Genomic DNA, 26,705 nt, shown 5'->3' on the forward strand with positions numbered 1-26,705 from the left:
GCAACATTGTGTGATAAGTTTGCCGCATAAAACGATATTGAATGCGGTCGATATTTCACGGCCGCTGTGCTGAGGCTTAATGATACTGGAAGCGGAACAGCGATCGGCAGCGCAGTCGAGTGCGGCAGGTAAACTCTGGCGCCGCGCAGGCCTCGCAATCATGGTTGTCGCCCTGATTTCGATTGGCGTGACATTTGCCATTCTGATGGGGCTTACAACCATCGACCCGACTCGGGAAGTCATTGTCACTGCAATGACGATCAATGGCGCATTAGCTGCAGTTCTGCTTGGCGTCATTTCCGTTGAAATTCTGAAGCTATGGCAGGCGCGACGGCGCGGTCGTGCGGCTGCCCGTCTTCATGTGCGGGTCGTTGCTCTTTTCAGTGTCGTTGCAGCGGTTCCAGCTATTCTTATGGCAATATTGGCCGCTATTACGCTGGATCGGGGTCTCGATCGCTGGTTTGAGGAGCGCACCCGCCAGATTATCGACAATGCCCTTACGGTTGCGCAGGCCTATCTGCAGGAACATGCGCGCGTGTTGCGCGGCGATCTGATCGCCATGACCAACGACATTGATCGTGCCAAAGCTGTCTACGACTTCGAACCGACGCGCTTTGATCAGTTTTTCGCGACGCAAGTATCTTTGCGTGGGATTCTGGCGGCGTTTATCCTCGACAGCGAAGGTAAGGTTGTCACGCGTGTTGTGCTGGATCCAAATGCCGATGTTCCACTGCCGCCGGCTGACAGTTTTTTCAAGGCAAAGTCCGGTGATCCGATCCTGATTGCACCAGGAAGTTCCAATATCGTCGGCGGAATCATGAAACTGTCTGCATACGACAACTTCTATCTCTACGCCGTGCGCGCCATCGATCCGCGTGTTGTCGAATATTTGCGTCTGGCAGAGACAGGGGCCTCTCAATACCAACAGATGGAGAGTAGCAGGTTCGGGGTGCAAGTCGCCTTTGCTCTTGTCTATCTCGGTGTGGCACTGGTTCTTCTCTTGTCAGCCATCTGGATCGGCTTTGGTTTTGCCAACCGGCTTGTGTCGCCAATCAGAACGTTGATTTCGGCGGCCGACGAAGTTGCCAAAGGCAATCTTGCAGTGAAGGTCCGAACGGAAAAATCGGGCGGAGACCTCGCAAATCTTGGAACGACATTCAACAAGATGACCGGGCAGTTGCTCGGTCAACGCGATGCTTTGCTTGCTGCCAATGAACAGATTGACCGGCGCCGGAGATTTAATGAGGCGGTGTTGTCAGGGGTCTCTACGGGTGTGATCGGGATAGACGATGAAGCGTCAATCATGTTGATCAACCGGTCAGCATTGGAGCTTCTGCAGCTTGATGAGATCCAGATTCTGAACAAGCCCTTGATGGAGGTTGTTCCTGAATTGAATGAGTGCATCCGGGAGCTCCTGGAAAATGATGGTGACCGCCTGCCTGAGAGACAGATCGAAATCGCGCGTGGCGGACGGCTGAGGACAATTAACGTTCGCATTACGACCGAACAATCAACCCGACGCGAACACGGATTTGTTGTTACCCTGGATGACATTACGGATCTTGTGTCGGCCCAGCGCAATTCAGCCTGGGCGGATGTCGCCCGCAGAATTGCGCATGAAATCAAAAACCCTCTAACGCCAATTCAGCTGTCTGCGGAACGCATCCGGAGACGATATGGCAAACGCATTGAAGAAGATCGTCAGGTTTTCGACCAATGCATTGACACGATTGTCCGGCAGGTGGGCGATATCGGTCAGATGGTTGATGAATTCTCGTCCTTTGCCCGCATGCGCAAACCTAACAAGTCTTCGGGAGATCTCCGGGAAGCCGTAAGAGATGCTGCATTCATGCAGTCTGTTGCTAATCCGGAAATCAGCGTGACTGCGGATGTTCCGGACACGCCGGTCAAGGCGGTCTTCGACGCGAGGCTTATCGGCCAGGCATTGACCAATGTCGTGAAGAACGCCACCGAAGCCGTTTCAGCCCGCGAAGGTGAGGATGCGCCAAAGGGCACTGTCAAGGTTCGTCTTTCAGGAGAAGGGCCGGACCAGTCGGGCCGCATCGTCATCGATGTGATCGACAATGGCGTGGGCTTGCCTGAGGAAAATCGCAGCCGCTTGCTGGAACCATATATGACGACGCGTGAGAAAGGGACCGGTTTGGGTCTCGCGATCGTGCGGAAAATTTTGGAAGACCACGGGGGCGGAATTGAATTGCTTGACGCGCCCAAAAACGATCCTTCAGACACGGGAACTCTTGTTCGCCTGACTTTGGCCGCCAAGGCCGAGATCGAGCCGGAACCCGAGCAACAACAAGAAGCAGTGACTGCTCATGGCACATGATATTTTGGTTATAGACGATGAAACCGACATTCGAGAGATGATTGCCGGTATTCTGGATGATGATGGTTACGGCACAAGAACTGCGCATGATTCAGACAGCGCACTCGCTGCGGTAAAAGAGCGTAAACCGTCGCTCGTCATTCTCGACATCTGGCTTCAGGGAAGCCGACTGGATGGCTTGGCGCTCTTGGATCTTTTCAAGGAAACCGACCCGGACATGCCCGTTGTCATCATATCGGGTCATGGCAACATCGAAACGGCTGTATCGGCAATCAAGCGCGGCGCATATGACTACATCGAAAAGCCGTTCAAAGCTGATCGTCTGGTTCACATCGTCGAACGCGCCCTGGAAGCTTCAAGTCTCAAGCGTGAGATTCGCGACCTCAAGCAGCGAAGCGGCGAAACCAGTGATATCATTGGAAACTCTTCTGCCGCTCATGGTCTCAGACAGACTGTCCAGAAGATTGCCGGTACCAATAGCCGTATTCTGATCGTCGGCCCTTCGGGAGCAGGCAAGGAGCGTGCGGCGCGGATGATCCATGATTTGTCGCCCCGGGTCAAAAGCCCGTTTGTGGTTCTCAATGCGGCCACCATTACGCCAGCGCGAATGGAAGAAGAGCTGTTCGGTATCGAGGACGAAAACGGAAATCTGCGCAAGATAGGTGCACTAGAGGAAGCCCATGGCGGCACATTGTACCTTGATGAGGTTGCAGACATGCCGGCCGAAACCCAGGGCAAGATTCTGAGGGTGCTTGTCGAGCAGAGCTTTTCGCGTGTCGGCGGAACTCAGAAAGTTCAGGTTGATATCCGGATTCTGTCTTCAACGTCGAAGAACCTTGAAGAGCATATAGCTTCAGGGCTTTTCAGACAGGATCTTTATCACCGTTTGAGTGTTGTTCCTCTCAGGGTTCCAGGGCTTGCCGAGCGGCGTGAGGACATCCCGGTTCTCGTGCATCATTTCATGGAGCAAATATCAGGTGCTTCGGGCATTCCGCTCCGGCCGATCGGCGATGATGCAATGGCGGTTCTTCAGACGCATGACTGGCCGGGCAATGTCCGTCAGCTGCGCAACAATGTTGAGCGACTGATGATCCTGAGCCGCGGTGACCCCGACAGCACAATCACGGCGGACTTGTTGCCGGCTGAAATCGGAGAAACCTTGCCGAGCCTGCCGAGTTCCGGCACTGGAGAACATCTCATGTCCGTTCCGTTGCGCGAAGCGCGCGAGATTTTCGAGCGTGAATATCTACAGGCGCAAATCAAGAGATTTGACGGGAACATCTCGCGGACTGCAGAATTTGTCGGTATGGAACGGTCTGCGCTTCACCGGAAACTGAAGACCCTGGGTATGACCTGACACCCGGTGAACATCGGAACTAGTCAGCAGAGTGGGGAAGGGTTCTTTCCATGAAAATCGTGATTTGCGGCGCAGGTCAGGTCGGGTACGGCATCGCCGAACGATTGGCCGCAGAACAAAACGATGTGTCCGTGATCGACTCCGCACCTGAGCTGATCAATGCGATTGGCGATCAACTGGATGTGCGCGGCTTTGTCGGTCATGGTGCGCACCCGGATGTTCTTGCACAGGCCGGCGCTGAAGAAGCCGACATGATTGTCGCCGTCACGCTCTATGACGAGGTCAACATGGTGGCCTGCCAGGTGGCGCATTCCCTGTTCAATGTGCCGACCAAGGTGGCCCGGATCCGCGCACAGTCCTATCTGCAGGGTCGTTGGCGCAATCTCTTTTCGCGCGACAACATGCCGATCGACGTGATCATTTCGCCAGAGATTGAAGTTGGCGAAATGGTGCTGCGCCGCCTGGCATTGCCGGGGGCGGTTGAAACTGTTCGGTTCGCCGATGATCAGGTGGTTGTTGTCGGGATCATGTGCGAAGACGATTGCCCGGTAATCGACACGCCGCTGCGCCAGCTCACCGAGCTGTTTCCCGATTTGGGAGCCGTTGTAGTCGGCCTTTACCGAAACAATCGGCTGTTCGTGCCAAAGAGCAGTGACTCTATCCTGACCGGTGATCTCGCCTATGTGGTCGCCCGCAGAGATCAGGTCAGGCGTACACTCAGCATTTTCGGGCATGAAGAGCCGGAAGCGGCCAAGGTGATTATCGCCGGAGGCGGCAATATCGGCCTTTATGTTGCCAAGGCTCTTGAGCAGCGTCAGTCCGGAACGAAAATCAAGCTTATCGAGGCTTCGCGTGAACGTGCGATTACCGTGGCGGATGACCTTAAAAGATCTGTCATTCTTCACGGCAGCGCTCTCGATCAAACGATCCTCAATGAAGCGGACGCCGGCGATGCCGACACGATGGTCGCTCTGACCAACGAGGACGAAGTCAACATTCTGTCGTCGGTGATGGCGAAGAAGCTCGGCTGCAAGCGCTCTTTGTCCTTGTTGAACAACCCGAGCTATCCCGCCTTTGCGAATGCGCTCGGTATCGACGCTTTCATCAATCCTAGAGCGGTGACGATCTCGCGCATTCTGCAGCATGTTCGCCGAGGCCGGATCAGGGGCGTTCACTCTCTGCAAAACGGTGCTGCCGAGATCGTTGAGGCGGAAGCGCTGGACACCTCACCACTTGTCGGCAAGCCTCTGAGGGTGATTGATCTGCCGTCAGGTATTCGTGTCGGGGCCGTTTTCCGCGAGGGTAAGGTTCTGACACCCAATGGTGATCTGCAGATTCAGGCACAGGATCGCATCGTGATCTTTGCGGTTGCCAACAGGGTTCGTCAGGTGGAGCAAATGTTCCGCGTCAGTCTCGACTTCTTCTGATCGTTTGCCGATTTTCTAGCCTTGCATTTGCCTGACCGAAAGGTCAAAAATGACCCCGATATCGATTGGTTTGATTTGATCCTGGCCCCTTACGGAGGAAGCATGAGCCGAATTGCCTATGTCAACGGTCAATATGTCCGTCATGCGGATGCCGCAGTCCATGTGGAGGATCGAGGGTACCAGTTCGCTGATGGCGTATATGAGGTCTGCGAAGTTTGGCAAGGCAAGATTGTCGACGTTCCTCGCCATCTTGACCGGCTTGACCGTTCCTTAAACGAATTGCGCATAGATTGGCCAATGGCGCGCAGCGCTGTCAAATTTGTGCTTCATCAGGTCGTCAGACGCAACAAGGTGCGCAACGGTCTTGTCTATATTCAGGTGACACGCGGCGTGGCCCGGCGTGATCATGTTTTCCCATCCGAAGATGTGGCGCCGTCCATTGTGGTAACGGCTCGCTCCAGCGACCCTGCGGCTGCACAAGCCGCGGCGGAGGAGGGGATTGGCGTCGTCAGCTACCCTGAAAACCGTTGGCCGAGAGTGGACATCAAGACCGTTGCATTGCTTCCCAATGTTCTGGCCAAACAAAATGCCAAGGAACATGGTGGCAAAGAAGCCTGGTATATCGACAAGGATGGCAATGTGACCGAAGGCGGGTCGACCAATGCCTGGATTGTCACCAAGGAGGGCGTTCTGGTTACCCGGCCGGCGGAAAGCGGCATATTGCGTGGTATTACTCGCGCCGTTGTGCTGGAACTCGTTCAAAAGGACGGGATGACCTTTGAAGAAAGACCATTTAGTCTTGAAGAGGCATTTGAGGCCAAGGAGGCATTCGTCACCGCGGCGACCACTGTGGTGATGCCAGTGACACGTCTGGACGGCCGGATTATCGGAAATGGCCATCCTGGATCTGTTGCAACCCGATTGCGCGAATTGTTCCATACTGCTACTGATTTGCAGGCGGTATGATTCGATTGGCCTTGTTGGGCGGCGAATTCGAAACAATATAGAGCTGGGGCAGACAGCTCTTCTGGTGGGCAATGCAAAAAGCGAGCGGTTGTCAAACCTTAGCGTTTGAACTTGAACGTCTTTTGACGGTAAGCTGCTGTGGAACGCCGGATGCTCGGCCGCATCCGGGACAAATAGGATAAAAAGACTGATGGCTGAGCGCGCACAAAATCTCCAAGACACTTTCCTCAATCACGTTCGCAAGCAAAAAACTCCTCTGACAATTTTCCTGATCAACGGTGTAAAATTGCAGGGCGTCGTAACCTGGTTCGACAATTTCTGTGTCCTGCTTCGTCGCGACGGGCATTCTCAGCTTGTCTACAAGCACGCGATTTCCACAATTATGCCAAACGGGCCTGTTCAGTTGTTCGATCAGGCAGAGGAAAACGCTGAAAAGGCAAGCTGATTGAAACCGAAGTCTCGGGCAGACGATTTTTCAAAATCAAACGGTACTGAAGAGCCGGGCCAGAAATCACTTCGCGTGAAAGACACTGGGGTAGATCGCCTGCCTCAGCCTTTTCGTGCGATCATCCTAGAGCCTGTCCTCCAATTGCGGGGGGAAGGTTCCGGCGAACTGCGTGGAAATAGAAGCCCTGAGGCACGGCTTGAAGAAGCTGTTGGCCTAAGCGCTGCCATTAACCTCGACATCGTTCACTCAGGCGTTGTTCGGGTCAACAATCCCAAACCAGCGAAGCTCTTTGGTGAAGGCAAGGTGGCCGAACTTGCCGGTATTGTTGCCAGCGAAGACCTCGACCTTGTCGTCATTGACCATCCATTGACGCCTGTTCAGCAACGAAATCTGGAACGACGCCTTAAGACAAAGGTGATTGACCGCACCGGACTCATTCTGGAGATTTTTGGCGACCGAGCACGAACCAAGGAAGGTAAGTTGCAGGTCGATCTTGCGCATCTCACCTGGCAGAAGAGCCGATTGGTCAGGTCCTGGACCCACCTCGAGCGGCAACGGGGCGGTGCCGGCTTTATGGGGGGGCCTGGTGAAACGCAGATCGAGGCAGACCGTCGCCAGATACAAGAGCGCATCATTGCGCTGCAGAAGCAGTTGGAAAGCGTCCGACGAACACGCGATCTCCATCGTAAGAAACGCAAGAAGATACCGCAGCCTGTTGTGGCACTTGTCGGTTACACCAACGCCGGAAAGTCAACACTTTTCAATCGGTTGACCAAGGCAGATGTCTTTGCCAAAGATCTCTTGTTTGCAACTCTTGACCCGACGTTGCGCAAGATAAAGCTGCCACATGGCAGGGAAGTTATCCTGTCGGATACGGTTGGCTTCATTTCCGATTTGCCGACCCACCTTGTTGCTGCTTTCCGGGCGACTTTGGAAGAGGTGCTGGAGGCCGACCTTATTCTGCATGTTCGCGATATTTCGCACCCGGATACAGATGCGCAGGCTGAGGATGTCAAAAAGACCTTGAACGATCTCGGGGTTGACGCCCAAAGCGGCGCACCGGTCGTTGAAGTATGGAACAAGATCGACTGCCTTGATCCTGCGCTTCGGGAAAAATTGCTCGACGATGCCGGCCATGATGGGCCTGTTTCTCTGTCGGCTTTGACAGGTGAAGGTATCGATGGCTTGTCTGACCGCATCGACGCGTTCATGGCAATGCACGACGATATCTTCTCCATTCAGATACCGGTTGCAGAAGGTGCTCTTCTGGCAAAGCTTTACCAGATGTCTGAAGTGCTGGAACGCTCAGATGCGGAAGACTTCGTGACGGCTGAGGTGCGTGTTTCCGACAAACAACGCGGGCCCTTCAGGGATTTGTTTTCGGAGTTTCTGCTCGATCTCGCTGGCCGGTTGGACACGAGCTCCGAAGACTGACGTTTCCAAAAGGGTACTTGTGAGGAAGACCGCTTGATTTTGAGCGTCGAGTCCAAGTTATTTTTCGAATTTCCTGGCGAAGAAGTAGCTAATTGTGGCCGTCGCGAAGCTCACAAAGGCAATGAAGAAGATTGCCCAAACGGTTTCCTGCAGGTGGGCAACTGCTGCCAAAAGCGCTGAAAGGCAAATCATTGTAAGTCTGCCAAACGATCTTGCCACCGCAATTCCTTTGACGCGCTGACCCTTTGGCGCAATTTCCATAAAATAGACTTGCAAGACCGCTATTATTCCGCGGACTGCCACAGTGACAACGAAGATTGCGATGGCATGTATTCTCAAATCGTGTTGCAGGTTCAACATATGCAGTGTCGCCAGGATGGACCCGCAAAAGCCGACCAGAAGTGAACAGGTTATCATTACCAACCGGTGAGAAACGTTGTTCAAGGTACCCCAAAGCGGGCCTGCCACGATGTAGCCCAAGGCATAGGAGGTGACCATTGCCGTCAGCCCCTTGCTCGTTGTGTGGTGGGTCTCTGCAGCAATAAGGGCGAAGAACGGAACGGCGAGTATCACAGCTGAAAAAACTGTCGTGATGACCACATACTGGCGAAACCATGATTGTTTCATCATGGCCAGCACGTTGAGATAGTAGTTTCTGACCAATCTAAGCGGAGACCGTGTTGCCGATGGCCGCGCTGCGTTAGTTGGAGCACTGTCTTCCACGGCCAATATTGCAAGCGCTGATAGAGCGAAACAGGCGATGCCGATCGTAACCACAATGGAGTGCCGACTAAGGGGTGGCAATTCCAGTGTGAGCTCATGCGCGATCCAAGCCAAGGCAACGCCAAATCCGCCACCGATCGCCATCTGCGTGTATTGAAGCAACAAGCGCGATTTTGATTGCAAGTTGTCTGCCAAAAAGTCAGTCATCAGCAAATGCTGAAATTCGTCTGCGACCCCCATTGTGAAAATGCAGACAACAAAAACGATACTTGTCTGGGTCTGGGTTCCGAAAAGCACAGAGACAATCGTAGCGCCAAAACAGAGCGCTAAGATCATGTCACACAGAGACAGCGCCAACTTTCGATTTTTAACCTTGGCAATTCTCTCAAAAAGAAAGATGTCGGTCAGCGAGCTGGCAAGTTGTCGAACAGACACGAGGGCACCAACCAAAAAGACTGGCATTCCGACTGATACGGCCAGAAACGTGATGACAATCGACGGGCTCGCCATTGTCCAGGCTGTTTGTGCCAGACTTGTTTGCCCGGCCAGCAAAGACAAAGTTCGTCTTTCCACTGAAGATGCAATGACGGCCAATTGTCACAAGCTCCGGATCGAAAATCACGTCTTACAATTGAAGGGTATCTCGCCGTTGGCACGGAAAAAAGCAACTTGAAGTTCAAGAACCAGGCTCGCCAAGCTGGGCAGGAGACCTCCAGGAGTTCTGAAATTCATGACTGTCTCTTTTTTGCTGCTTGCCAAGCTGCTTCCATGTCTTCGAGTGTCATGTCCTGAAGCGTTGTGTCGGTCCGACTGGCTTCGTCTTCAATGGCAGCAAACCGGGTTCGGAATTTTCTGTTCGTTCGGCGCAAAGCTTCCTCTGGATCAATGTCGAGGTGGCGGGCGAGGTTGGCGAGTGCAAACAGAGTGTCGCCAAGTTCGTCACTCATGCGGTCTTTGTCCGGGTCTCCTTTGGCAAGTTCTGCATCTAATTCGTGCGTTTCTTCCCGGATCTTCTCGAGTACGAGCCTGGTATCATTCCAGTCGAAACCGACCTTTGACGCCCGGCGCTGCAGTTTGTCGGCTTCCTGAAGAGCAGGGAAGGCGGTCGGTACATCGTCAAGATAGCCTTTGCTCGGCTCAGAAAGTCCGAGAGCTTTGCGTTCGGCCCGTTTTTCAGTCCGCTCTTCGGCTTTGATCCGCTCCCAGATACCTTTGACGTGTTCCGCCTTTTCACCGTTTTCATCGCCGAAAACATGAGGATGGCGACGGATCAGTTTTTTGGTTATGCCTTCAACGACATCGCCGAAATCAAAGTGCTCGCCTTCCTCGGCCATGCGCGCGTGATAGACCACCTGGAGCAACAGATCGCCAAGCTCTTCTCGCAGTTCCAGCAGATCATTTTTTGCGATTGCATCTGCGACTTCGTAAGCTTCTTCGAGCGTATAGGGAGCAATAGTCGAAAAGTTTTGCTCCAGGTCCCAGGGACAACCTGTTACGGGCGTTCTCAAGGCCGCCATGATTTCGATGAGGCGGGCTATGTTGCGGCTGGGTGTCATTGGCATTCCAAGTTTAGGTGAAAAGTCTTAGGCGGAGAAAATACCCACAAAAATCATAAACACTGCACCGACAAAGGCCAGTATGCCGACGACAGTCATGAAAATCCGCAGCGGTCTGGAGTGCCCCTTGAAGCCATCATAAGGCGCACGTCTCTCTCGGTGATCTGAATATAATTCCAGCAGGTCAGAAAGTAGAAAGGTCGCAAGAATTACCGCAACAACTATTGCTGTTATGATGACTTCGAGCAACGAAAACTCAGGCAATTCAGCTCCTTATGGACGGGTGCCAGAATGTGACGGCCCGCTCCACCAGCGCCACTGCGCCGTAGAACAAGGATCCTGCAAGAGCGGCAACAGCGATTTCCGCCCACACCATATCGACGTTCATGCGACCGACTTCCGTTGAGATCCGGAACCCCATGCCGACGATTGGAGTGCCAAAGAATTCAGCAACAATGGCCCCGATCAGAGCCAGGGTCGAATTGATTTTCAACGCATTGAAGATGAACGGCATGGCCATGGGCAGGCGCAACTTGAAGAGCGTTTGCCAATAGCTGGAGGCATATGTACGCATCAAATCGCGCTGCATGGCATCTGACGCGGCAAGGCCCGAAACAGTGTTCACCAACATTGGAAAGAACGTCATGATGATGACGACCGCCGCCTTGGATGGCCAATCGAAGCCGAACCACATTACCATGATCGGTGCAACGCCGATGATGGGTAAAGCGGATACCAGATTGCCGATGGGCAGAAGGCCTCTTCTCAGAAACGGGACCCGGTCAACAAGGATTGCAATCAGAAATGCCGAACCGCAGCCGATTATGTAGCCTGCCAGAACCGCTTTAAGGAAAGTCTGCTGGAAATCAGCCCACAACGTCGGGACAGAATTGATGAGCCGCACCCAGATTTCAGAAGGGGCAGGCAACAGTACTTTCGGCACACCTGCACCGGTCACCACCAGTTGCCAAAGAACAAGTATCGTGATGCCGAATATGGCTGGTATCGCCAAATTCACGATGCGGGCCATAGTCTGCGAACGGCTTTTCCAGATTGCCAGTCTCTCGACAAACAGCCAGGAGGCTGCCCAGGTCGCAATTGCCAGTGCCCAGAAACCCAGTTTCGCTTCTCCGACATGCTGCGACACAGTTGAAACCAACAGCCAGGCCGACGCGGCAGCAACAAGCCCGAGTATGAGATCCCCGATCCAGTTGCGCATGAAACCAAGTTCATACCGGACACCTGCAATGGCCAGGATCACCAGACAAGCTGCCAGTCTCGGCACGTCCATGATGCCGTAGTCAGGCCCGAAGATTGGGCTGAAAAGCCCGACAATCACCATCAGCACAACAAACCAGGCAAGAAGGGCCGGCATGTCTAATCTGCGTTTGGCAGCTGCTTGTGCACTCATCTTGCCATGCCCATACGTTTGAGGGTGTGTTTTTCCAAAACGCCTATCAGCGCGACAAGAGACCCGGCAAGGAAGGCTGCCATGAGCAATGCGGACCAGATCTGAACAGTTTGGCCATAGTAGGAGCCTGCAAGAAGTCTTGCCCCCAGTCCTGCAACGGCGCCAGTTGGCAATTCACCGACAATCGCTCCAACCAGTGAAGCGGCCATGCCGATCTTCATGGAGGTGAATAGAAACGGCACTGCATAGGGAAGGCGGAGTTTCCAGAATGCCTGAACGCGGGTGGCAGAATAGGTGTGCATCAAATCCATGTGGATCACTTCAGGCGACCGCAACCCCTTCACCATGCCGACCGCAACCGGAAAGAAGGAGAGATAAGTTGAGATAAGGGCCTTCGGCAGCAATCCGGAAATCCCGACCGCATTCAGAACGACGATGATCATCGGCGCGATGGCCAGGATCGGGATGGTTTGCGAGGATATGATCCACGGCATTAGGGATTTGTCGAGTACGCGGGAGTGAACAATGCCGATCGCAAGCAGAATGCCGAGCGTTGTTCCGATAAGAAATCCCATCAAGGTCGAAGAAAGCGTAATGCCGCTGTGATAGATCAGCGAGCGTTTGGATGTGATCTTCTTCTCAACCGTTGTTTTCCAGATCTCTATGACAACCTGATGAGGTGCTGGCAGCACTGGGCGTTCCTGGGCGAGTGTGTCGGTTATAAGCTGGCTGACAGGAACATCGGTCTGGCTCGCACGCTCATAGATTTCCTGCTGAAAGGGCGTGTTGAGTGCAACAGCAGCTATGTACCAGATCGCTAGAATGGCAGAGACGACCACGATAACGGGTCCGACGGTTCCTGACATCAGGCCAGAAAAAGGGTTGGTGCTGCGATTTCCGGGGAGAGAAGTGTCTGTCATTGAGGCACCCCGGATGGCTTCCAAGAAAATAGTATGTCCGGAAGGTTCTCTTCGTTGTCGCCATCAGTTCGGCGAACCTCGTGGAAGCCACGCATTGAATAGAACTTTTGTGCATCAGTATTGGCAACGAAGGTCCACAAGCTGACACCATCGGAAAAATCTTGTTTCACGTTAGCAAGTAGCCGGCTGCCCAATCCGTCTTTGCGGGCACTTTTTGCGACATACAGCCCTGTGACGAAACCATCGCTACTTGTTGCTGAGAAGCCCTGAACAAATCCGTCGCTGTCTTTTGCAACCAACACACAGCGGTTTGAATACACAAAATCAACATAGTGCCGCAAAACATCATCGTGTGGGTGGACGCGCGGCATCCATGGCGTTTCGTCAATCCAATCGTTCAAAATGTTGCCGCAAGCTATCATGTCTTCTTCGACCGCGCTTTTGATCTCAATTACCATGGTCGCTTCAGTCTTCATAAGAATGACCGGCACGAAGGCCGTCACGTACCCTGTGGGCGATCTTCAGGAATTCCGGTGTTTCGCGAATGTCCAGGTTTCTCTCGCGCGGCAAATCGCTGTCGATAACGTCATAGATGCGGCCCGGGCGAGGGCAGAGCACAACGATTTTGGTCGAGAGGAAAACGGCCTCCGGAATTGAGTGGGTCACGAAAACGACGGTCTTGTTGGTTTTTGCCCACAATTGGAGCAGCTGTTCATTCAAATGGTCGCGAACGATCTCATCCAGGGCACCGAATGGCTCGTCCATGAGAAGCAGATCCGGTTCAACGGCCAGCGCACGTGCAATAGAGGCGCGTTGCTGCATGCCGCCGGAGAGCTGCCAGGGATATTTCTTTTCAAACCCGGACAGGTTCACAAGATCCATGTTCCGGGCGATCCGCTCCTGCTGCTCAGTTTTGGGCAGTCCCATGATTTCAAGGGGCAGGGCGACATTCTTGGCGATCGTGCGCCAGGGATAAAGAGCCGCAGCTTGAAATACATAGCCATAAGCACGGTTCAGGCGGGCTTTCTCCGGTGAGACACCGTTGACTGTTATTGATCCGGCCGTTGGCCGTTCCAGATCGGCGATCACGCGCAACAGCGTGGTCTTGCCGCAACCGGACGGGCCGATAAACGAAACGAAATCACCTTCGTCGATCTTGAGGTCGATGTCGGAAAGGGCGTGAACCGGTCCGTCATTGGTTTCGAACGTCAGCGACAGATTGTCGATGTCGATAACGCGTTTCGGGCTGGCGCTGGTCGTCTGTTCCACCGTTTCGGTGTCCTTTGCGCTGGCAAGAGCAGTCATTCATTTCCTCGCTATCGAGCCATTGGAAAACTGGCCGACAAACGGGCCCTCCCTTGGCACGGTTCCCTCCCCAGACGGGGAGGGAATATCTTCAGTCAGACACCACTGGCTGGAATGCCCGTACGTTCCACTTTGCGCGGAGCAGTCAGCTCTTTCCACGTCGAAAGTGCTTTGTTCACAGCCTGGAAAGGCTCACGGGCGACAAACTCACCATGGCCCTGTTTGTGATTGACGGTGCCGTCTTCGACCGCGACACGTCCACGTGTCAGTGTGTATCGAGGAAGCCCTTTGACAGCCTTGCCTTCAAAGACGTTGTAGTCGATGGCTGACTGCTGGTTGGTAGCTGTGATTGTCTTTTCCTTTTGCGGATCCCAGACCACCAGGTCGGCATCCGCTCCAACCAAAACAGCTCCTTTTTTCGGATAGATATTCAGGATCTTTGCAATATTGGTTGAAGTAACCGCGACAAATTCGTTTGGCGTCAACCGACCGGTTCCAACTCCGAAAGTCCAGAGCATTGGCATGCGGTCTTCCAAACCGCCGGTGCCGTTGGGGATCTTCGTGAAATCCCCCACGCCGGTACGTTTTTGGTCGGTTGTGAAAGCGCAGTGGTCCGTCGCGACCACCTGAAGGGAACCCGAGGCCAGGCCTGCCCACAGACTGTCCTGGTGCTTCTTGTCGCGGAACGGCGGAGACATCACGCGGCGGGCGGAATGGTCCCAATCATGATGATAATATTCACTGTCATCGAGTGTCAGGTGCTGGATCAAAGGTTCGCCATAAGCGCGAATGCCATTCTGCCTTGCCCGACGGATTGCTTCATGTGCCTGTTCGGATGAGGTGTGGACGATATAAACAGGGACACCTGCCATATCGGCGATCATAATAGCGCGGTTGGTTGCTTCCCCTTCAACTTCCGGTGGGCGAGAGTGTGCATGGCCTTCGGGGCCATTGTGACCTTCTGCCAGCAGCTTTTGTTGAAGCGTTGCGACAACGTCGCCGTTCTCAGCGTGGACCAGGGGCAAAGCGCCAAGTTCAGCGCAGCGCTGGAAGGAGGCGAACATCTCGTCGTCATTCACCATCAGAGCGCCTTTATACGCCATGAAGTGTTTGAACGTGTTGATGCCCTTTTTCTGGACCACTTCCTGCATGTCGTCAAAGACCTGCTCACCCCACCAAGTGATGGCCATATGGAAGGAATAGTCGCAATGCGCCATTGTGGACTTGTTGTCCCACATCTGCAGCGCTTCAAGCAGCGACTGACCGGGTGAGGGCAAGGCAAAGTCAACGACCATTGTCGTGCCACCGGATAGGGCTGCACGGGTCCCGCTGTCGAAATTGTCAGATGAGAATGTGCCCATGAAAGGCATTTCCAGATGCGTGTGCGGATCAATGCCGCCCGGCATGATGTAGCAACCGGTCGCGTCCAGGGTTTCGTCACCTGAAAGGTTCGGGCCGATTTCGACAATACGGCCGTCTTCGATCTTCACGTCGGCTTCGTAGGACAGGTCAGCAGTGACAACAGTGCCACCTTTGATCACTTTGCTTGCCATCGTCGTTTCCCTTTCGTTCACATAAGTTTCACCGGCGGATTTGCCCGGTTGATCATTCAATTGGGTTCAGGGCACCAAAGCGCGGGAGCCGTCAGGTCCCGGTCTTTGAGGATCATCGAGATCCCGTATTTTTCAGCGATGGTGCACGCTTTGGTGAAGTGTATCGGCTTGTCGATGTATTCCGCATCAAAGATGGCCTTGCCTGCGTCATTATAGGCGCTGTAAGCCTTGCAGGTTCGGTCCTGATAACAGCTTTCCGCAATGGCAAAGTCGAGCACGTCAATCAGTTTCTCGGTCAGGTCCGGTACATTCTTCTGTCCGATCTTCAAACCAAGACCGCGCGCCGTGCCGGCAAGCAAGCGAATATAGGCGACCGCGTGCTGCTCTGTGATCGGGAAGCCGCTGTCATTGTCATGGACATCCATGTTGTCTGGCTCAATTGCATCGAACCCCATCGACTTGCAACTTTCGAAACGGGCTGCCATGAGCGGTAACAGGACATCGAGGCGGCGAATGTCGAGAAAGCGTTCATCGGGCCAGTCGTCATAAGTGTTGCCGATGATTTCCGACGGAAAATTTGCCCTGTCGGGTGATGTTCTTTCAAGCGTACCCACGCTGACATAGCAAATCGTCTTGATGCCTTTGGATTTCAGAGCGGCCAAGTCTTCGGGCGATACGATAGACGGATGCAGATCCAGCACCTTGACGGGCCTGTTGAGATCAGCCGGTTCCGTTAACTGCCAATCCCAGCTGTCGCCGGCGGAAAAGGCGAAGGCGGGCAGGGACAGCATGAGAACGCTGCCTGCCAATGCCATCGCTTTTCCAAAAAATCGCATTATTCGACGATCTCCGCCGTTTCCACCACGGCATGGAAAAGAACATCCGCACCTGCTTTCGCCCAGTCTTTGGAGATTTCTTCTGCCTCGTTGTGCGACAGGCCGTCGACACACGGACACATGATCATTGCTGTCGGAGCGACTTTGTTGATCCAACACGCGTCATGTCCCGCGCCGGAAATGATATTCTGGTGGGAGTAGCCAAGCCGTTCGGCAGCATTTCTGACCGCGTCGACACAGCCCTGGTCGAACTCTACCGGATCAAAACCGCCGACTTTTTCGAATTCGACTTCAAGTCCCATTTCGTCGCAGATTTTCTTGCCACCGATTTTCAGCCGGTCTTCCATGTCCTTGATAACGGCAATGTCGGGCGACCGGAAGTCGATGGTGAAGACGGTTTTGCCGGGGATCACGTTTCGCGAGTTCGGGTAGACGTCGATGTGTCCCGCCGCGCCAACAGCATGAGGGGCGTGAGACCAGGCAATTTCGTCAACCAGTTCCAGAATGCGCGCCATGGCAAGCCCTGCATTCTTGCGCATTGGCATCGGCGTCGAACCGGTATGGCTGTCTTTTCCGGTCACGGTAACTTGCGTCCAGGAGAGCCCCTGACCGTGTGTCACAACGCCAATGTCCTTGCCTTCAGCTTCCAGGATGGGCCCCTGTTCAATGTGAAGCTCGAACATGGCGTGCATCTTGTCCTTGCGAGCGCCAACTTCTTCGTCGCCCACCCAGCCGATGCGCTTCAGTTCATCACCAAACTTCTTGCCTTCGGCGTCTTCGCGATCATAAGCCCAGTTCTGTGTGTGAACACCGGCAAATACACCGGAAGCAAGCATGGCTGGGGCAAAACGCGTGCCTTCCTCATTGGTCCAGTTGGTCACGACAATCGGATGTTTGGTCTTCAGACCAAGGTCATTCATCGTCCGCACAAGTTCCAACCCGCCCAGAACTCCGAGGATACCGTCGTATTTACCACCTGTTGGCTGGGTATCGAGATGAGACCCGACATAGACCGGCAGAGCATCGGGATCCGTTCCCGGCCGGGTCAGGAACATGTTGCCCATAGTATCAACGGCCATCGAAAGTCCGGCCTCTTCGCACCATTTTTGAAACAATTTACGGCCTTCTGAATCCTCATCAGTCAGGGTTTGCCGGTTGTTTCCGCCAGCGACACCCGGGCCGATCTTTGCCATTTCCATCAGGCTGTCCCAGAGCCTGTCCGGATTGATCTTCAAGTTTTCGCCTGGAGCGGCCATTTGCGTGTCTCCTAGAAAGGTGTCGGTGTCTCGTTGACAAGCTTTTGTTCAGTCTATCGCATTCAAAACACTGCGCAATTTGCTGAACAATTCGTCTATCTGGTCCTTGGAGATGATCAACGGTGGTGACAGGGCAATGATATCGCCCGTGGTGCGGATCAGGATACCGTCGTCATAGGCCTTCAGGAAGGCCGAGAATGCTCTTTTGGTCGGTTCTCCGACAATCGGTTCCAGTTCAACTGCGCCGATCAGACCGAGATTGCGTATGTCGATGACATGCGGGCAGTCTTTCAAGGCATGCAGACCGTCTTCCCAATGTTGGGCAAGCTCCGCGGCGCGCGTCAGAAGACCTTCTTCTTCATAAGTATCAAGGGTCGCAAGAGCCGCTGCGCAAGCGACCGGGTGGGCGGAATAAGTATAGCCGTGGAACAATTCGATCATGTGTTCCGGGCCGGTCATGAAAGCGGTGTAGATATCGGAAGAGCAGAATACCGCTCCCATGGGCACAACACCTGATGTCAGTCCTTTGGCCGTTGTGACCAAGTCTGGTGTGACGCCGAAGAAGTCTGTCGCAAAGGGCGAACCAAGTCTGCCGAAACCTGTGATAACTTCGTCGAAAATCAGCAGAATTCCGTGTTGGGTACATATTTCGCGAAGCCGTTCCAGATATCCTTTGGGGGGGATCAGAACTCCTGTTGAACCGGCCACGGGTTCAACGATCACTGCCGCAATCGTCGACGGGTCGTGTAGCTGGATGATGCGGATCAGATCTTCCACATATTCTGCGCCATTTTCCGGCATCCCCCGGGAAAATGCATTGCGGTCCGGGTCGTGCGTGTGACGCATATGGTCGACCCCCGCCAGCATGGTGCCGAAGGTCTTGCGGTTCGCGACGATGCCGCCAACTGAGATGCCGCCAAAACCCACACCGTGATACCCGCGCTCACGCCCGATCAGGCGTGTTCGTGTCCCCTGACCAATGGAACGTTGGTAGGCCAGCGCGATTTTCAGTGCTGTGTCGACGCTCTCCGAGCCGGAGTTCGTAAAAAAGACATGATCAAGAGGAGAGGGCATCAATGCAGCCAGTCTGGCTGCCAGCTCAAATGCCTTCGGGTGCCCCATCTGAAAGGCGGGCGCATAGTCGAGTGTCGCGATTTGTTGCTGCACGGCCTCAACGACTTTTGGGCGCGAGTGGCCCGCATTGCAGCACCAAAGACCTGCAGTTCCGTCAAGCACCTGACGCCCCTCTGCGGTCGTGTAGTGCATATCCTTGGCCGAAACGAACATGCGCGGTGTTTGCTTGAACTGACGATTTGCCGTGAACGGCATCCAGAATGCTTCAAGATTGTTTGTGGCAGCGTGGCTCGATGCTGCCGGAGATGCCGGTGATGACATGCGTCCTCCTTGCGACCCTTTTGCTGCGCTCAAGGTCGACTGTTGATCTCAAAAAGAAAGGATGATGAGCAACGGAGCATTGGCGGCAATGCAACGCCGATCAGATCCTCTCCCTACACTGTCCCTCATGATCCTCGGGCGGGCTTTTGCCTCTTCCTGACGATCCTTCTTTCTGGATGGCTCACGCCAATCACGGCTTGTCGCCGGATCACGACCATGATGGTCAGATGCTGCCGAACGATCAAGAGTTGCCTATTGCGGGCGCTTTGGTGATCGACTAGCCTTCTGACCATCTGGTCAATTTACCCTAGGAGGGATTTGACCAAATGGTCAAGATGCAAATCCAATCGACATGACCAATTTGTGGTCACCTGCCGATGCGACGCGCAGCAAAAGGTCCGGGCGGGCTGCTTCCATGAGGGGAATCAGCTTACATTTTGGACATCTAGATTGGCGCCCACATGGGCTGAAACGGACGAATTTGATGACAGGTCTGAGCGGTCAGGATACGGCATCACTTAAACCGGGCGGCATGAGCCGCATTCAGGAAAAGAACAGAACACTGATACTGGAGGCCGCGCTTGCCGAGTTTTCCAGAAAGGGATTTTCAGGGGGAACCGTAGAGCGAATTGCCGCGGAAGCAGGCATGTCGAAATCCAATCTTCTCTATTATTTCTCTTCAAAGGAAGCGATCTACAAGGCAACTTTGGCGCATATTCTGGAAGTGTGGCTCGCGCCGTTGAAGACGTTGAAGCCAGATGGTGAACCAGCTGCGGAGCTTGCAGACTATATTCGGCAAAAAATTGAAATGTCGGCGAGATTTCCAGAAGCGTCGCGTCTTTTTGCAAACGAAGTGATGCAGGGAGCTCCTCAAATCCTCCCGATACTGGAAACGGATCTGAAGCGTCTCGTGGAAGAAAAGAGCCAGGTGATTGAAAACTGGATTTCGGCCGGAAAGATGCAACAGGTCAATCCGCTTCACTTGATTTTCACCATATGGGCGACCACACAACACTATGCGGATTTTTCCGTCCAGATCAGAGCGCTAACGGGCAAAGACCTGAGTGACCCCGGATTTCATATGGAAACGGTTCAAGCAGTGACAACGCTGATCCTGAACGGTGTCGGCTTGGCCTTGCCTGAGGCAGCCGATCAAAACCAATGACCGATGAGCCTTCAGATCTGCCCGACAGTTCGCGGATCTCCGTAACCGATCGCTTCTATATTTCGAAAGAAGATCTGTCGGAGGATTTCATCAGGGCCTCCGGGCCCGGCGGCCAGAATGTCAACAAGGTGTCTACCGCCGTGCAGCTGCGCTTTAACCTGGCTGGAAACGAAACACTGCCGCAGGATATCAAATCGCGCGCTGCAAGGTTGGCCGGGAGCCGGTTGACCTTGAACGGCGAAATTGTGTTGCGTGCCGACAGATACAGAACCCGGGAGCGCAATCGAGAAGACGCCTTGGAGCGTCTGCTGGAGTTGTTGCGAAAGTCGACAGAAAGGCAAAAGCCGCGCAAGGCAACCAGGCCCACCCTGGCTTCCAAGAAGCGTCGCCTGGAAGCAAAGAAACAACGGGGCAATATCAAGAAGATGCGTGGGCGTGCAGGTCGGCAGGATGACTAAGTGTACAGTCTGCTCGTCGCTTCCGTTACCTCGTCACGATTGGTTGCAATGCAACTGTGAGCAAAGCGCTGTTCAATCAATTCTCTCGAATAGAAGATCTGACAGGGCGACGGTCATTTTTGAGGATCGGCCGTTGCATTTTTCAGCGCGTCACCGGGAGTTTCATTGAAGGCCTGACGATACATTTTCGAAAAATAACTGACGCTCGAAAATCCGGATGCATGGGCGATTTCCGCGATTGTGTTGTGTTGACGCATAAGGATCAGATCGCGAGCTTGATTTAAACGTACTGATCGAATGAAGGCTGCCGATGTCAGCCCGTTGACCTTCTTTATTCGCCTGCCCAGTGTCTTTTCACTCATAGCCAGAGCGGCTGCCAGTTCTTTGACGCCGAAATTCTCGTCTTTGATATGAACCTGAACACAATCTGTAGCCTGTTCGAGAAATCGTTTTTCCGCCGGCGCCAGCAGATTGTTGTTCGGATCCTCCGTCAAAATCGTTTCCAATGCGTCTATACGTGCACCGGTGTCTTTAAGTGCCTCGGCCTTCACCGTTACATCGCTCCGCAATAGGTTGGCTTCCATGATCGCAGCATGCTTCTGGCTCTGCATGGTTTTGACCATGACAGAGATCGCAATTAGCATGAATGTCGTTTCCCCAATGATCGCAATGTAATAGCCCCAGGAAATTGGGTAGCGAATGATGAGTTCGTAGGCGTAGGTGGCGTTGGTAATTTCAAGTGGGAAGGAGAAAAAGTAGACCGCGACAACAAGGCCGCTGGTAAAGAACAATAACGAAAGAGCAATCGGCTTTGCCTGTGGCAATCCTTCTCTGATCTTGCGCAGAGCGACGATCAACAGGACCAAGGGGCAGAAGAAGTAAATAACATGCAATGGCACTGCCAGTGTCCATGGATCCAGGACCGCAAGAACAGTTGAGATAATGGTGGTCACAGACAAGACGGAAAACAAAACCGTCAGGCGTCTCTGGCCGGCATCAACCTCGAGCAAAATTCTACAGTATTGGACATTTGCAAAGGCTGCGACCCCGGTAAAAAAGAACATGACCGGCGAGATCACTGACACGGGCAGGGTGATGCCCAGAATTTTATGAAGCCACCCATCATAGAGAAACGAGAACAAAAACTGACTGACGAGATAGAGCGAATAATATTTGTAAAAACGGGTTTCTATCTGACGAAAAATGATCAGGCTGAAGATCGTGATTGATAACACGTAGCTCAAAAACAATGCATTCAATATCATCATGCCGGTGGACCAGTCTGCAAACAGGTTCGGCGTAATGATGACCGGTTTCAAAGTCGGTTCCACGGTTCCGGCAACACGAAGATAGAACACTTTTCTCTCGCCTGGCCCCACAACAAGAGGCAGACCGGGCTTCATGGAACGGGATGCTCTTTCCAATTGAGGAACGGTCCGGCCATCTTGAGCTATCAAGACTAAGTCGTCTCGGGTTTGTTCATAAATAATTACGTCATCGAAAATGGTTTCAGCAAATGCGACCAGCCAGTGTTTTCTTGTTTCATGGTCGTTGTTTACAGCAAAGCGGAGCCATAGGGTTTGGCCGGGCAAAGGCGCTTGTAGCGCCGTGGCACAGGGAAGTTTGGAAAACTCTTTTTGGCTAATCTCACTGGTCTCCAGCGAGTTTGAGAGATCAATATAGTATTCCGCATTCAGTGAGCGCAGTTGATCGCTTTGATTTTCCGAAAGAGTGTTTTCAAGTCCATTGATAAAACCGGTCGCGCATGTGTTTCCGGGATCTTCAGCTTTTGACTTAACAGTCGCTATGAAGATCAAGAATAATGTGGCGAACACAAGCGCAGTTCGCGGTTTATATCTCTTCATGAACCTCTGAACTTCGATCTGACCGGCAGCTTGCACATTCGCGCGCATATCGGACAAATGCAAGCGCATATCCGTCAAAATACGGATGATACGTTCCAATCTTTCCGATCGCCTGTAACAACATCCGAACCTCGGGGGGCGGCGCTTCAACGCGCATGTCGTTCCAACAGGTCTAGCTGATTTTGTAACGACGAAACGGATCGATGTGACACTTTGCAAGTTTGGTTTTCGTGGGAACCGGACCCCGGTTTCAAGGTCGTGTGGTGCGCCAACCAGGTGGCTTCTGAATTCACACCTTCTGGCGTCCACGTCACTTGTCGCCGCGGGCACTATCACCTTTGCCGTAACCGATGTGCAGGCTCAGCAGATCGATATTGCCGACGGTCAGACCACAACGATCAACACGTTGACACCGTTTGATGACATCAATTTCGCCGGTGATGGAAGACTAGATGGCACCGGGCTGCTGCAGGCGAACGGCACTCCTACAACTATTGACGTCACGGGAAGCGGGTCCGCCTTCATTGACAGCAACATAGGAAGGAATGGCGGAAATGGGATCACTTTAGTCAATGGTGATGGTGGAACCGGAACGTTGACAATGACAGGTAAACTCTCCGGTACAAGTGTTATCGTCCAAGCCGGAACCTTGATCTTAAACAACGACGACGGCGACGCCATCGGTGACACAGATGGTCTCACAGTAAGGAGTGGGGCTACCATCAGTTTGCAGACAGATGAAACGGTAAGCAGGATTTCAGGAGTTGGTTCCTTTGTCCTGAATGCAAATACGCTGACTTTCGCCGGCTTTGGAAGTACTTTCTACGGAGTGATGTCCGGCACTGGCGGTGTTGTTATCAATGCCGGCGACCTCCATCAATTTGCAGCAGAAAATACATACACCGGGTCTACGACAGTCAATGGTGGAACATTGACCATCGGTCTGAATAGTCCCCCCCCAGGTGAGGGGGTGATCCTGGATAGCAATGCCGTCCTTGTGAATGGAGGTGAATTGATCCTTGACGTATCCGAAACAATCGGGTCCCTCGCCGGGACGGGCGGAACGGTCCACGTTGAGGACCCTGATGGTTCTCTGCATACGCTGACCACTGGTGGCAACAATGCCAGCACCACCTTTGGAGGGTCTTTCAGCGGCGGCGGCATTCTCAACAAGCGCGGTACGGGCACTTTCACGCTTTCCGGCGACAATACAGGGTTTGACGGCACGGTCACCGTCTCCGAAGGGACCTTGAGCCTGGCAACGACGGCCGCGGGCGGCGATGGCAGTTTTTCCATCACCACAACCGGCTCGGTGATCGACTACGCCGACGGCGTGACCAGTGCAGCGCCGATAGACATCAATTCGAACACGACCCAGCTACAGGTGCTGACAGGCTCAGCAACACAATCAGGTGTGATATCTGAAACGGGCGGGGCGCGACCGATGGAGAAAATCGGCGATGGCACGCTGACGCTGACCGGCACCAACACCTACACCGGCGGCACGACGGTGACTGCGGGGACCTTGCAGCTCGGCAACGGCGGCACGACCGGCAGTGTGGCCGGAGACATCACCAACAACGCGGCGCTGATCTTCAACCGCTCGGATGCAGTGACCCTGTCAGACGTCATCTCCGGTTCCGGCACCGTGACCAAGGCGGGTGCGGGCACGCTGACGCTGACCGGCACCAACACCTATACCGGCGACACGACGGTGACGTCGGGCACGCTCGTCAACCAGGGCACAATAGCCGGGGCTGTTGTCAATAACGCAAGCTTCACCAATCAGGCCGGGGGCACGACGGGGGCGGTTACCAGTGCCGGCACCGGATCGAATGCCGGCACGATTGCGTCTCTGATCAACACCGGTGGCACTTTCACCAACACGGGAACGATTACCGCGGGCGCCTCCAACAGCGACGGCACGACAACCAACACCGGGGCGATTGGTGGTGCGCTTGTCGTCTCGGGCGGTGTGTTCAATCAGAACGCAGGCGGAACGCTTGTCGGCAACACGACTGTCAGCGGTGGACAGCTGAATTTGAATGGGACTGGGACTCTTTCGTCTGCCAGCGTCACCGTCAACGGCGGAACGCTGTCCACCGATGGCGGATCGCTTGCGGCCACGGCCGGTGTTCAGGTGACTGGCGGAACGTTTGCGCTGGAGGGCGATGAGACGATCACCACGCTGACCAATGCGGGGACGGTGACAATTGGCGCGGGCAATACGCTTGCCGCGGCCGTCATCACCAATTCCAGCGGCACGATCCGGGTCGGTGCCAATGCGACGCTTCAAGGCACCGGCAACACCCTGAACAACAGTTCTCTCATCGATGTTGCCACGAATGGCACGGTGAGCGATGCCGGAGCGATCAACAATCTGGCTAATGGCGTCATCAACTTCAATGGCCCCGGCGGCACAGCAACATTTGCCTCAACAACAACCGGTTCGATCTTCAATGACGGCACCATCAATGTCGTTGACGGCGATGTTCTGGTGAGCGGCAACCTCACCAATCAGGGCAGCGGACAGCTCGGTGTCGCAGGCGGTGACATGACCGGTATCGGCGTGCTGACCAACACCTCCACTGCCACGTCCGGTGTCTCGGTTGGAGCAGGGCGGCTGCTGTCGGCCGATTCGATCGTCAACAGCACAGGCGCGATGTTCTCCAATGCGGGGACGTTGACCGTGACCCGCGGCTTGACCAACGCGACTGGCGCGACACTCACGACCACCGGGACGTTGAATGGGGCGGTGACCAACAGGGGCACCCTCAATGCGACCGGCACGATCAACGGAGCTGTTACCAACGGGGGTGTCTTCTCGACTGGCGGCAGCGGGGCAATTGCAGCGGTCACCATCAATGGCAATCTCGTGCAGACGGCCGACGGATCTCTTGTTGTCGATGTGGACAGGGCAAGCAGCACCAATGATCGTTTAACGGTCACCGGCACGGCAGATCTGGCCGGTACCGTCGATCTCAATCTGACAGGCGCTGATCCTGTCGGGCTCTTTACGATTGTCAGTGCAGGGGGAGGGGTCACCGACACTGGACTTGCGCTCGGCACCATGCAGACCTTCACCAATCCGCTGACCGAGGTTCAGCTGGTCTACCCGAACGCGAACGATGTGGCGCTCAACTTCAGCTTCAATGCCGAGGCCGGCACTTTCAACTCGAACCAGACAAACACACTGACCACGCTCAACGCGATCAACACCGGCCATACCGGCGAAACAGGTCCGGTGATCCAGGGATTGTTCAATTTGGGATCTGTCGGGGAAATGAGGACAGCACTCAATCAGCTTTCTCCGGAGATCGCGCTCAACACCGAGACGGCCTCTTTGTTCTCCGCGGCTAACTTTACGAACAGTCTGTTCTCGTGTCCCGTTGAAGGTGGGGCCCATGCGTTCATACGCGAGGGCGATTGCCTTTGGCTACGCCCGCAGGGGCGTCTTCTGAGTGTTGACGAAACAGAGGACCGGATCGGCTTTGAGGAACGCGTCGGAGGCGTTTCCGTTGGCGGGCAGTACCAGGTCTGGACAGACTGGCACGCCGGGTTCGGGCTTGGATACGAGCAGGGCACCCTGGACAGCAACGCCGGTGCCAGTGCCCGGAGCGACCGCCTTCATCTCGGGGGCACGCTGAAGTACCAACATGGTGCTCTGTTGATCGCAGGGGCTGTTTCCGGCGGCGTCGGCGCTTATGAAACCACCAGAAGTGTCAACTTCGGCGGTCTTCGTGCGGTCAACAAAGGCGACTACGACATCTCCTATGCAGGCGCCCAGATGCGTCTTGCCTATTTGCTGGAAGAAAGCGGTTTTTACGCCAAGCCGCAGGTGGATCTGTATCTTGCCTATCTTGACCGCGACGGCTTCACCGAGACCGGAAACTCTGCGACAGCGCTCAGTGTGGACAGCTCCGAAGAAACGAATTTTTCGGTCACGCCCGCGATTGAAATCGGAAGCGAGCATGCACTGTCCAATGGCTGGACAGCCCGCATGCGCCTCAAGGCCGGTGTCACGCTTTCTTCGCAAGGCCAGAACTCTCTGACCGCCCATTTTGCAGGTGCTCCGGCCGGCGCGCCAGGCTTTGAGAGCACGTCTGACGTGGACAACGTTCTTGCCGATGTGGAAGCCGGCGTAATGCTGCTTTCCGGCAGCAACACAGCACTCGAACTTGGTTATCAGGGTCGTTTGTCACCTGGTACGCGCCAGCATGCAGGTTTCATCAAAGCATCGCTGAAATTCTAACGCGGCCTCGCCGTCAATCCAGTCTTTCCAATCT

21 protein-coding genes are annotated in these 26,705 nt (G+C 54.3%); 9 read left to right on the top strand and 12 right to left on the bottom strand.

Annotation, left to right across the window (positions count from 1 at the left end; translation table 11 throughout):
• The first annotated feature begins 79 nt into the window (after positions 1-79).
• From K1718_RS14885 to hflX, 6 genes are all read left to right on the top strand, one after another.
• A complete protein-coding gene (locus tag K1718_RS14885) occupies positions 80-2,344 on the top strand; it encodes a sensor histidine kinase NtrY-like (RefSeq protein WP_152501670.1) in 2,265 nt (754 codons plus the stop codon).
• The gene (gene ntrX / locus K1718_RS14890) at positions 2,334-3,701 is read left to right on the top strand and encodes a nitrogen assimilation response regulator NtrX (RefSeq protein ID WP_265681865.1); all 1,368 of its coding nucleotides are present in this window, start codon (positions 2,334-2,336) and stop codon (positions 3,699-3,701) included. Before K1718_RS14885 ends, ntrX begins: the two co-directional genes overlap by 11 nt.
• Before the next feature lie 50 nt (positions 3,702-3,751).
• Positions 3,752-5,128, top strand: coding sequence for a Trk system potassium transporter TrkA (trkA, locus tag K1718_RS14895; RefSeq protein ID WP_152501672.1), 1,377 nt, complete (start codon positions 3,752-3,754; stop codon positions 5,126-5,128).
• Positions 5,129-5,230: 102 nt separating this feature from the next.
• Entirely contained in the window at positions 5,231-6,094 is an 864-nt protein-coding gene (locus tag K1718_RS14900; protein WP_152501673.1) for a D-amino-acid transaminase, read from the top strand.
• 187 nt (positions 6,095-6,281) lie between these two features.
• On the top strand, positions 6,282-6,539 hold the full coding sequence (gene hfq, locus K1718_RS14905) for an RNA chaperone Hfq (RefSeq protein ID WP_173006241.1): 258 nt from the start codon (positions 6,282-6,284) through the stop codon (positions 6,537-6,539).
• Positions 6,540-7,976, top strand: a complete 1,437-nt coding sequence (gene hflX / locus K1718_RS14910) for a GTPase HflX (protein WP_418068037.1) — start codon at positions 6,540-6,542, stop codon at positions 7,974-7,976.
• A 57-nt stretch (positions 7,977-8,033) separates the two neighbouring features.
• On the opposite strand, the gene K1718_RS14915 is transcribed toward hflX, so the two are convergent.
• From K1718_RS14915 to aptA, 11 genes are all read right to left on the bottom strand, one after another.
• Positions 8,034-9,257, bottom strand: a complete 1,224-nt coding sequence (locus K1718_RS14915) for an MFS transporter (protein ID WP_152501674.1) — start codon at positions 9,255-9,257, stop codon at positions 8,034-8,036.
• A 170-nt stretch (positions 9,258-9,427) separates the two neighbouring features.
• On the bottom strand, positions 9,428-10,255 hold the full coding sequence (gene mazG, locus K1718_RS14920; protein WP_265681862.1) for a nucleoside triphosphate pyrophosphohydrolase: 828 nt from the start codon (positions 10,253-10,255) through the stop codon (positions 9,428-9,430).
• Positions 10,256-10,282: 27 nt separating this feature from the next.
• Positions 10,283-10,519 carry a hypothetical protein gene (locus tag K1718_RS14925; RefSeq protein ID WP_265681861.1) on the bottom strand — a complete coding sequence of 79 codons (237 nt, stop codon included), beginning with the start codon at positions 10,517-10,519 and terminating at the stop codon, positions 10,283-10,285.
• Between the two features lies 1 nt (position 10,520).
• Complete coding sequence (locus K1718_RS14930; protein ID WP_152501676.1) at positions 10,521-11,666, bottom strand: ABC transporter permease; 1,146 nt, start codon at positions 11,664-11,666, stop codon at positions 10,521-10,523.
• Positions 11,663-12,586 carry an ABC transporter permease gene (locus tag K1718_RS14935; protein ID WP_152501677.1) on the bottom strand — a complete coding sequence of 308 codons (924 nt, stop codon included), beginning with the start codon at positions 12,584-12,586 and terminating at the stop codon, positions 11,663-11,665. The genes K1718_RS14930 and K1718_RS14935 overlap by 4 nt, the downstream gene beginning before the upstream one ends.
• Positions 12,583-13,062, bottom strand: a complete 480-nt coding sequence (locus tag K1718_RS14940) for a GNAT family N-acetyltransferase (protein ID WP_265681859.1) — start codon at positions 13,060-13,062, stop codon at positions 12,583-12,585. The genes K1718_RS14935 and K1718_RS14940 overlap by 4 nt, the downstream gene beginning before the upstream one ends.
• Positions 13,052-13,891, bottom strand: a complete 840-nt coding sequence (locus K1718_RS14945; protein ID WP_152501679.1) for an ABC transporter ATP-binding protein — start codon at positions 13,889-13,891, stop codon at positions 13,052-13,054. The genes K1718_RS14940 and K1718_RS14945 overlap by 11 nt, the downstream gene beginning before the upstream one ends.
• A gap of 95 nt (positions 13,892-13,986) precedes the next feature.
• Positions 13,987-15,444: a dihydropyrimidinase gene (hydA, locus tag K1718_RS14950; protein ID WP_265681857.1), complete on the bottom strand. Its 1,458-nt coding sequence runs from the start codon at positions 15,442-15,444 to the stop codon at positions 13,987-13,989.
• Positions 15,445-15,500: 56 nt separating this feature from the next.
• Complete coding sequence (locus K1718_RS14955) at positions 15,501-16,280, bottom strand: endo alpha-1,4 polygalactosaminidase (protein WP_265681855.1); 780 nt, start codon at positions 16,278-16,280, stop codon at positions 15,501-15,503.
• A complete protein-coding gene (locus K1718_RS14960) occupies positions 16,280-17,536 on the bottom strand; it encodes a Zn-dependent hydrolase (RefSeq protein WP_265681853.1) in 1,257 nt (418 codons plus the stop codon). The genes K1718_RS14955 and K1718_RS14960 overlap by 1 nt, the downstream gene beginning before the upstream one ends.
• A 48-nt stretch (positions 17,537-17,584) precedes the next feature.
• Positions 17,585-18,931 carry an omega-aminotransferase AptA gene (gene aptA / locus K1718_RS14965; RefSeq protein ID WP_265681851.1) on the bottom strand — a complete coding sequence of 449 codons (1,347 nt, stop codon included), beginning with the start codon at positions 18,929-18,931 and terminating at the stop codon, positions 17,585-17,587.
• A 484-nt stretch (positions 18,932-19,415) separates the two neighbouring features.
• Here aptA and rutR point away from each other — a divergent pair, with 484 nt between their 5' ends.
• Entirely contained in the window at positions 19,416-20,096 is a 681-nt protein-coding gene (gene rutR, locus K1718_RS14970; protein WP_265681850.1) for an HTH-type transcriptional regulator RutR, read from the top strand.
• Complete coding sequence (arfB, locus tag K1718_RS14975) at positions 20,093-20,554, top strand: alternative ribosome rescue aminoacyl-tRNA hydrolase ArfB (protein ID WP_265681847.1); 462 nt, start codon at positions 20,093-20,095, stop codon at positions 20,552-20,554. The genes rutR and arfB overlap by 4 nt, the downstream gene beginning before the upstream one ends.
• A gap of 113 nt (positions 20,555-20,667) precedes the next feature.
• On the opposite strand, the gene K1718_RS14980 is transcribed toward arfB, so the two are convergent.
• A complete protein-coding gene (locus tag K1718_RS14980) occupies positions 20,668-22,518 on the bottom strand; it encodes a helix-turn-helix domain-containing protein (RefSeq protein WP_265681845.1) in 1,851 nt (616 codons plus the stop codon).
• Between the two features lie 106 nt (positions 22,519-22,624).
• Between K1718_RS14980 and K1718_RS14985 the strand changes: the two genes are divergently transcribed.
• Positions 22,625-26,671: an autotransporter domain-containing protein gene (locus K1718_RS14985; RefSeq protein ID WP_265681843.1), complete on the top strand. Its 4,047-nt coding sequence runs from the start codon at positions 22,625-22,627 to the stop codon at positions 26,669-26,671.
• The last annotated feature ends 34 nt before the right edge of the window (positions 26,672-26,705 follow it).

It is taken from the genome of Roseibium porphyridii (assembly GCF_026191725.2).
GTDB classification, from domain to species: Bacteria; Pseudomonadota; Alphaproteobacteria; order Rhizobiales; family Stappiaceae; genus Roseibium; species Roseibium porphyridii.

What these genes read in the sequence shown, in the direction of transcription:
- K1718_RS14955 (WP_265681855.1), bottom strand. Translation starts at nt 16,280, where the DNA reads ATGCGATTTTTTGGAAAAGCGATGGCATTGGCAGGCAGCGTTCTCATG.
- trkA (WP_152501672.1), top strand. Translation starts at nt 3,752, where the DNA reads ATGAAAATCGTGATTTGCGGCGCAGGTCAGGTCGGGTACGGCATCGCC.
- ntrX (WP_265681865.1), top strand. Translation starts at nt 2,334, where the DNA reads ATGGCACATGATATTTTGGTTATAGACGATGAAACCGACATTCGAGAG.
- K1718_RS14960 (WP_265681853.1), bottom strand. Translation starts at nt 17,536, where the DNA reads ATGGCCGCTCCAGGCGAAAACTTGAAGATCAATCCGGACAGGCTCTGG.
- arfB (WP_265681847.1), top strand. Translation starts at nt 20,093, where the DNA reads ATGACCGATGAGCCTTCAGATCTGCCCGACAGTTCGCGGATCTCCGTA.
- K1718_RS14885 (WP_152501670.1), top strand. Translation starts at nt 80, where the DNA reads ATGATACTGGAAGCGGAACAGCGATCGGCAGCGCAGTCGAGTGCGGCA.
- rutR (WP_265681850.1), top strand. Translation starts at nt 19,416, where the DNA reads ATGACAGGTCTGAGCGGTCAGGATACGGCATCACTTAAACCGGGCGGC.
- K1718_RS14930 (WP_152501676.1), bottom strand. Translation starts at nt 11,666, where the DNA reads ATGAGTGCACAAGCAGCTGCCAAACGCAGATTAGACATGCCGGCCCTT.
- mazG (WP_265681862.1), bottom strand. Translation starts at nt 10,255, where the DNA reads ATGACACCCAGCCGCAACATAGCCCGCCTCATCGAAATCATGGCGGCC.
- K1718_RS14900 (WP_152501673.1), top strand. Translation starts at nt 5,231, where the DNA reads ATGAGCCGAATTGCCTATGTCAACGGTCAATATGTCCGTCATGCGGAT.
- aptA (WP_265681851.1), bottom strand. Translation starts at nt 18,931, where the DNA reads ATGTCATCACCGGCATCTCCGGCAGCATCGAGCCACGCTGCCACAAAC.
- hydA (WP_265681857.1), bottom strand. Translation starts at nt 15,444, where the DNA reads ATGGCAAGCAAAGTGATCAAAGGTGGCACTGTTGTCACTGCTGACCTG.
- K1718_RS14940 (WP_265681859.1), bottom strand. Translation starts at nt 13,062, where the DNA reads ATGAAGACTGAAGCGACCATGGTAATTGAGATCAAAAGCGCGGTCGAA.
- K1718_RS14935 (WP_152501677.1), bottom strand. Translation starts at nt 12,586, where the DNA reads ATGACAGACACTTCTCTCCCCGGAAATCGCAGCACCAACCCTTTTTCT.
- K1718_RS14945 (WP_152501679.1), bottom strand. Translation starts at nt 13,891, where the DNA reads ATGACTGCTCTTGCCAGCGCAAAGGACACCGAAACGGTGGAACAGACG.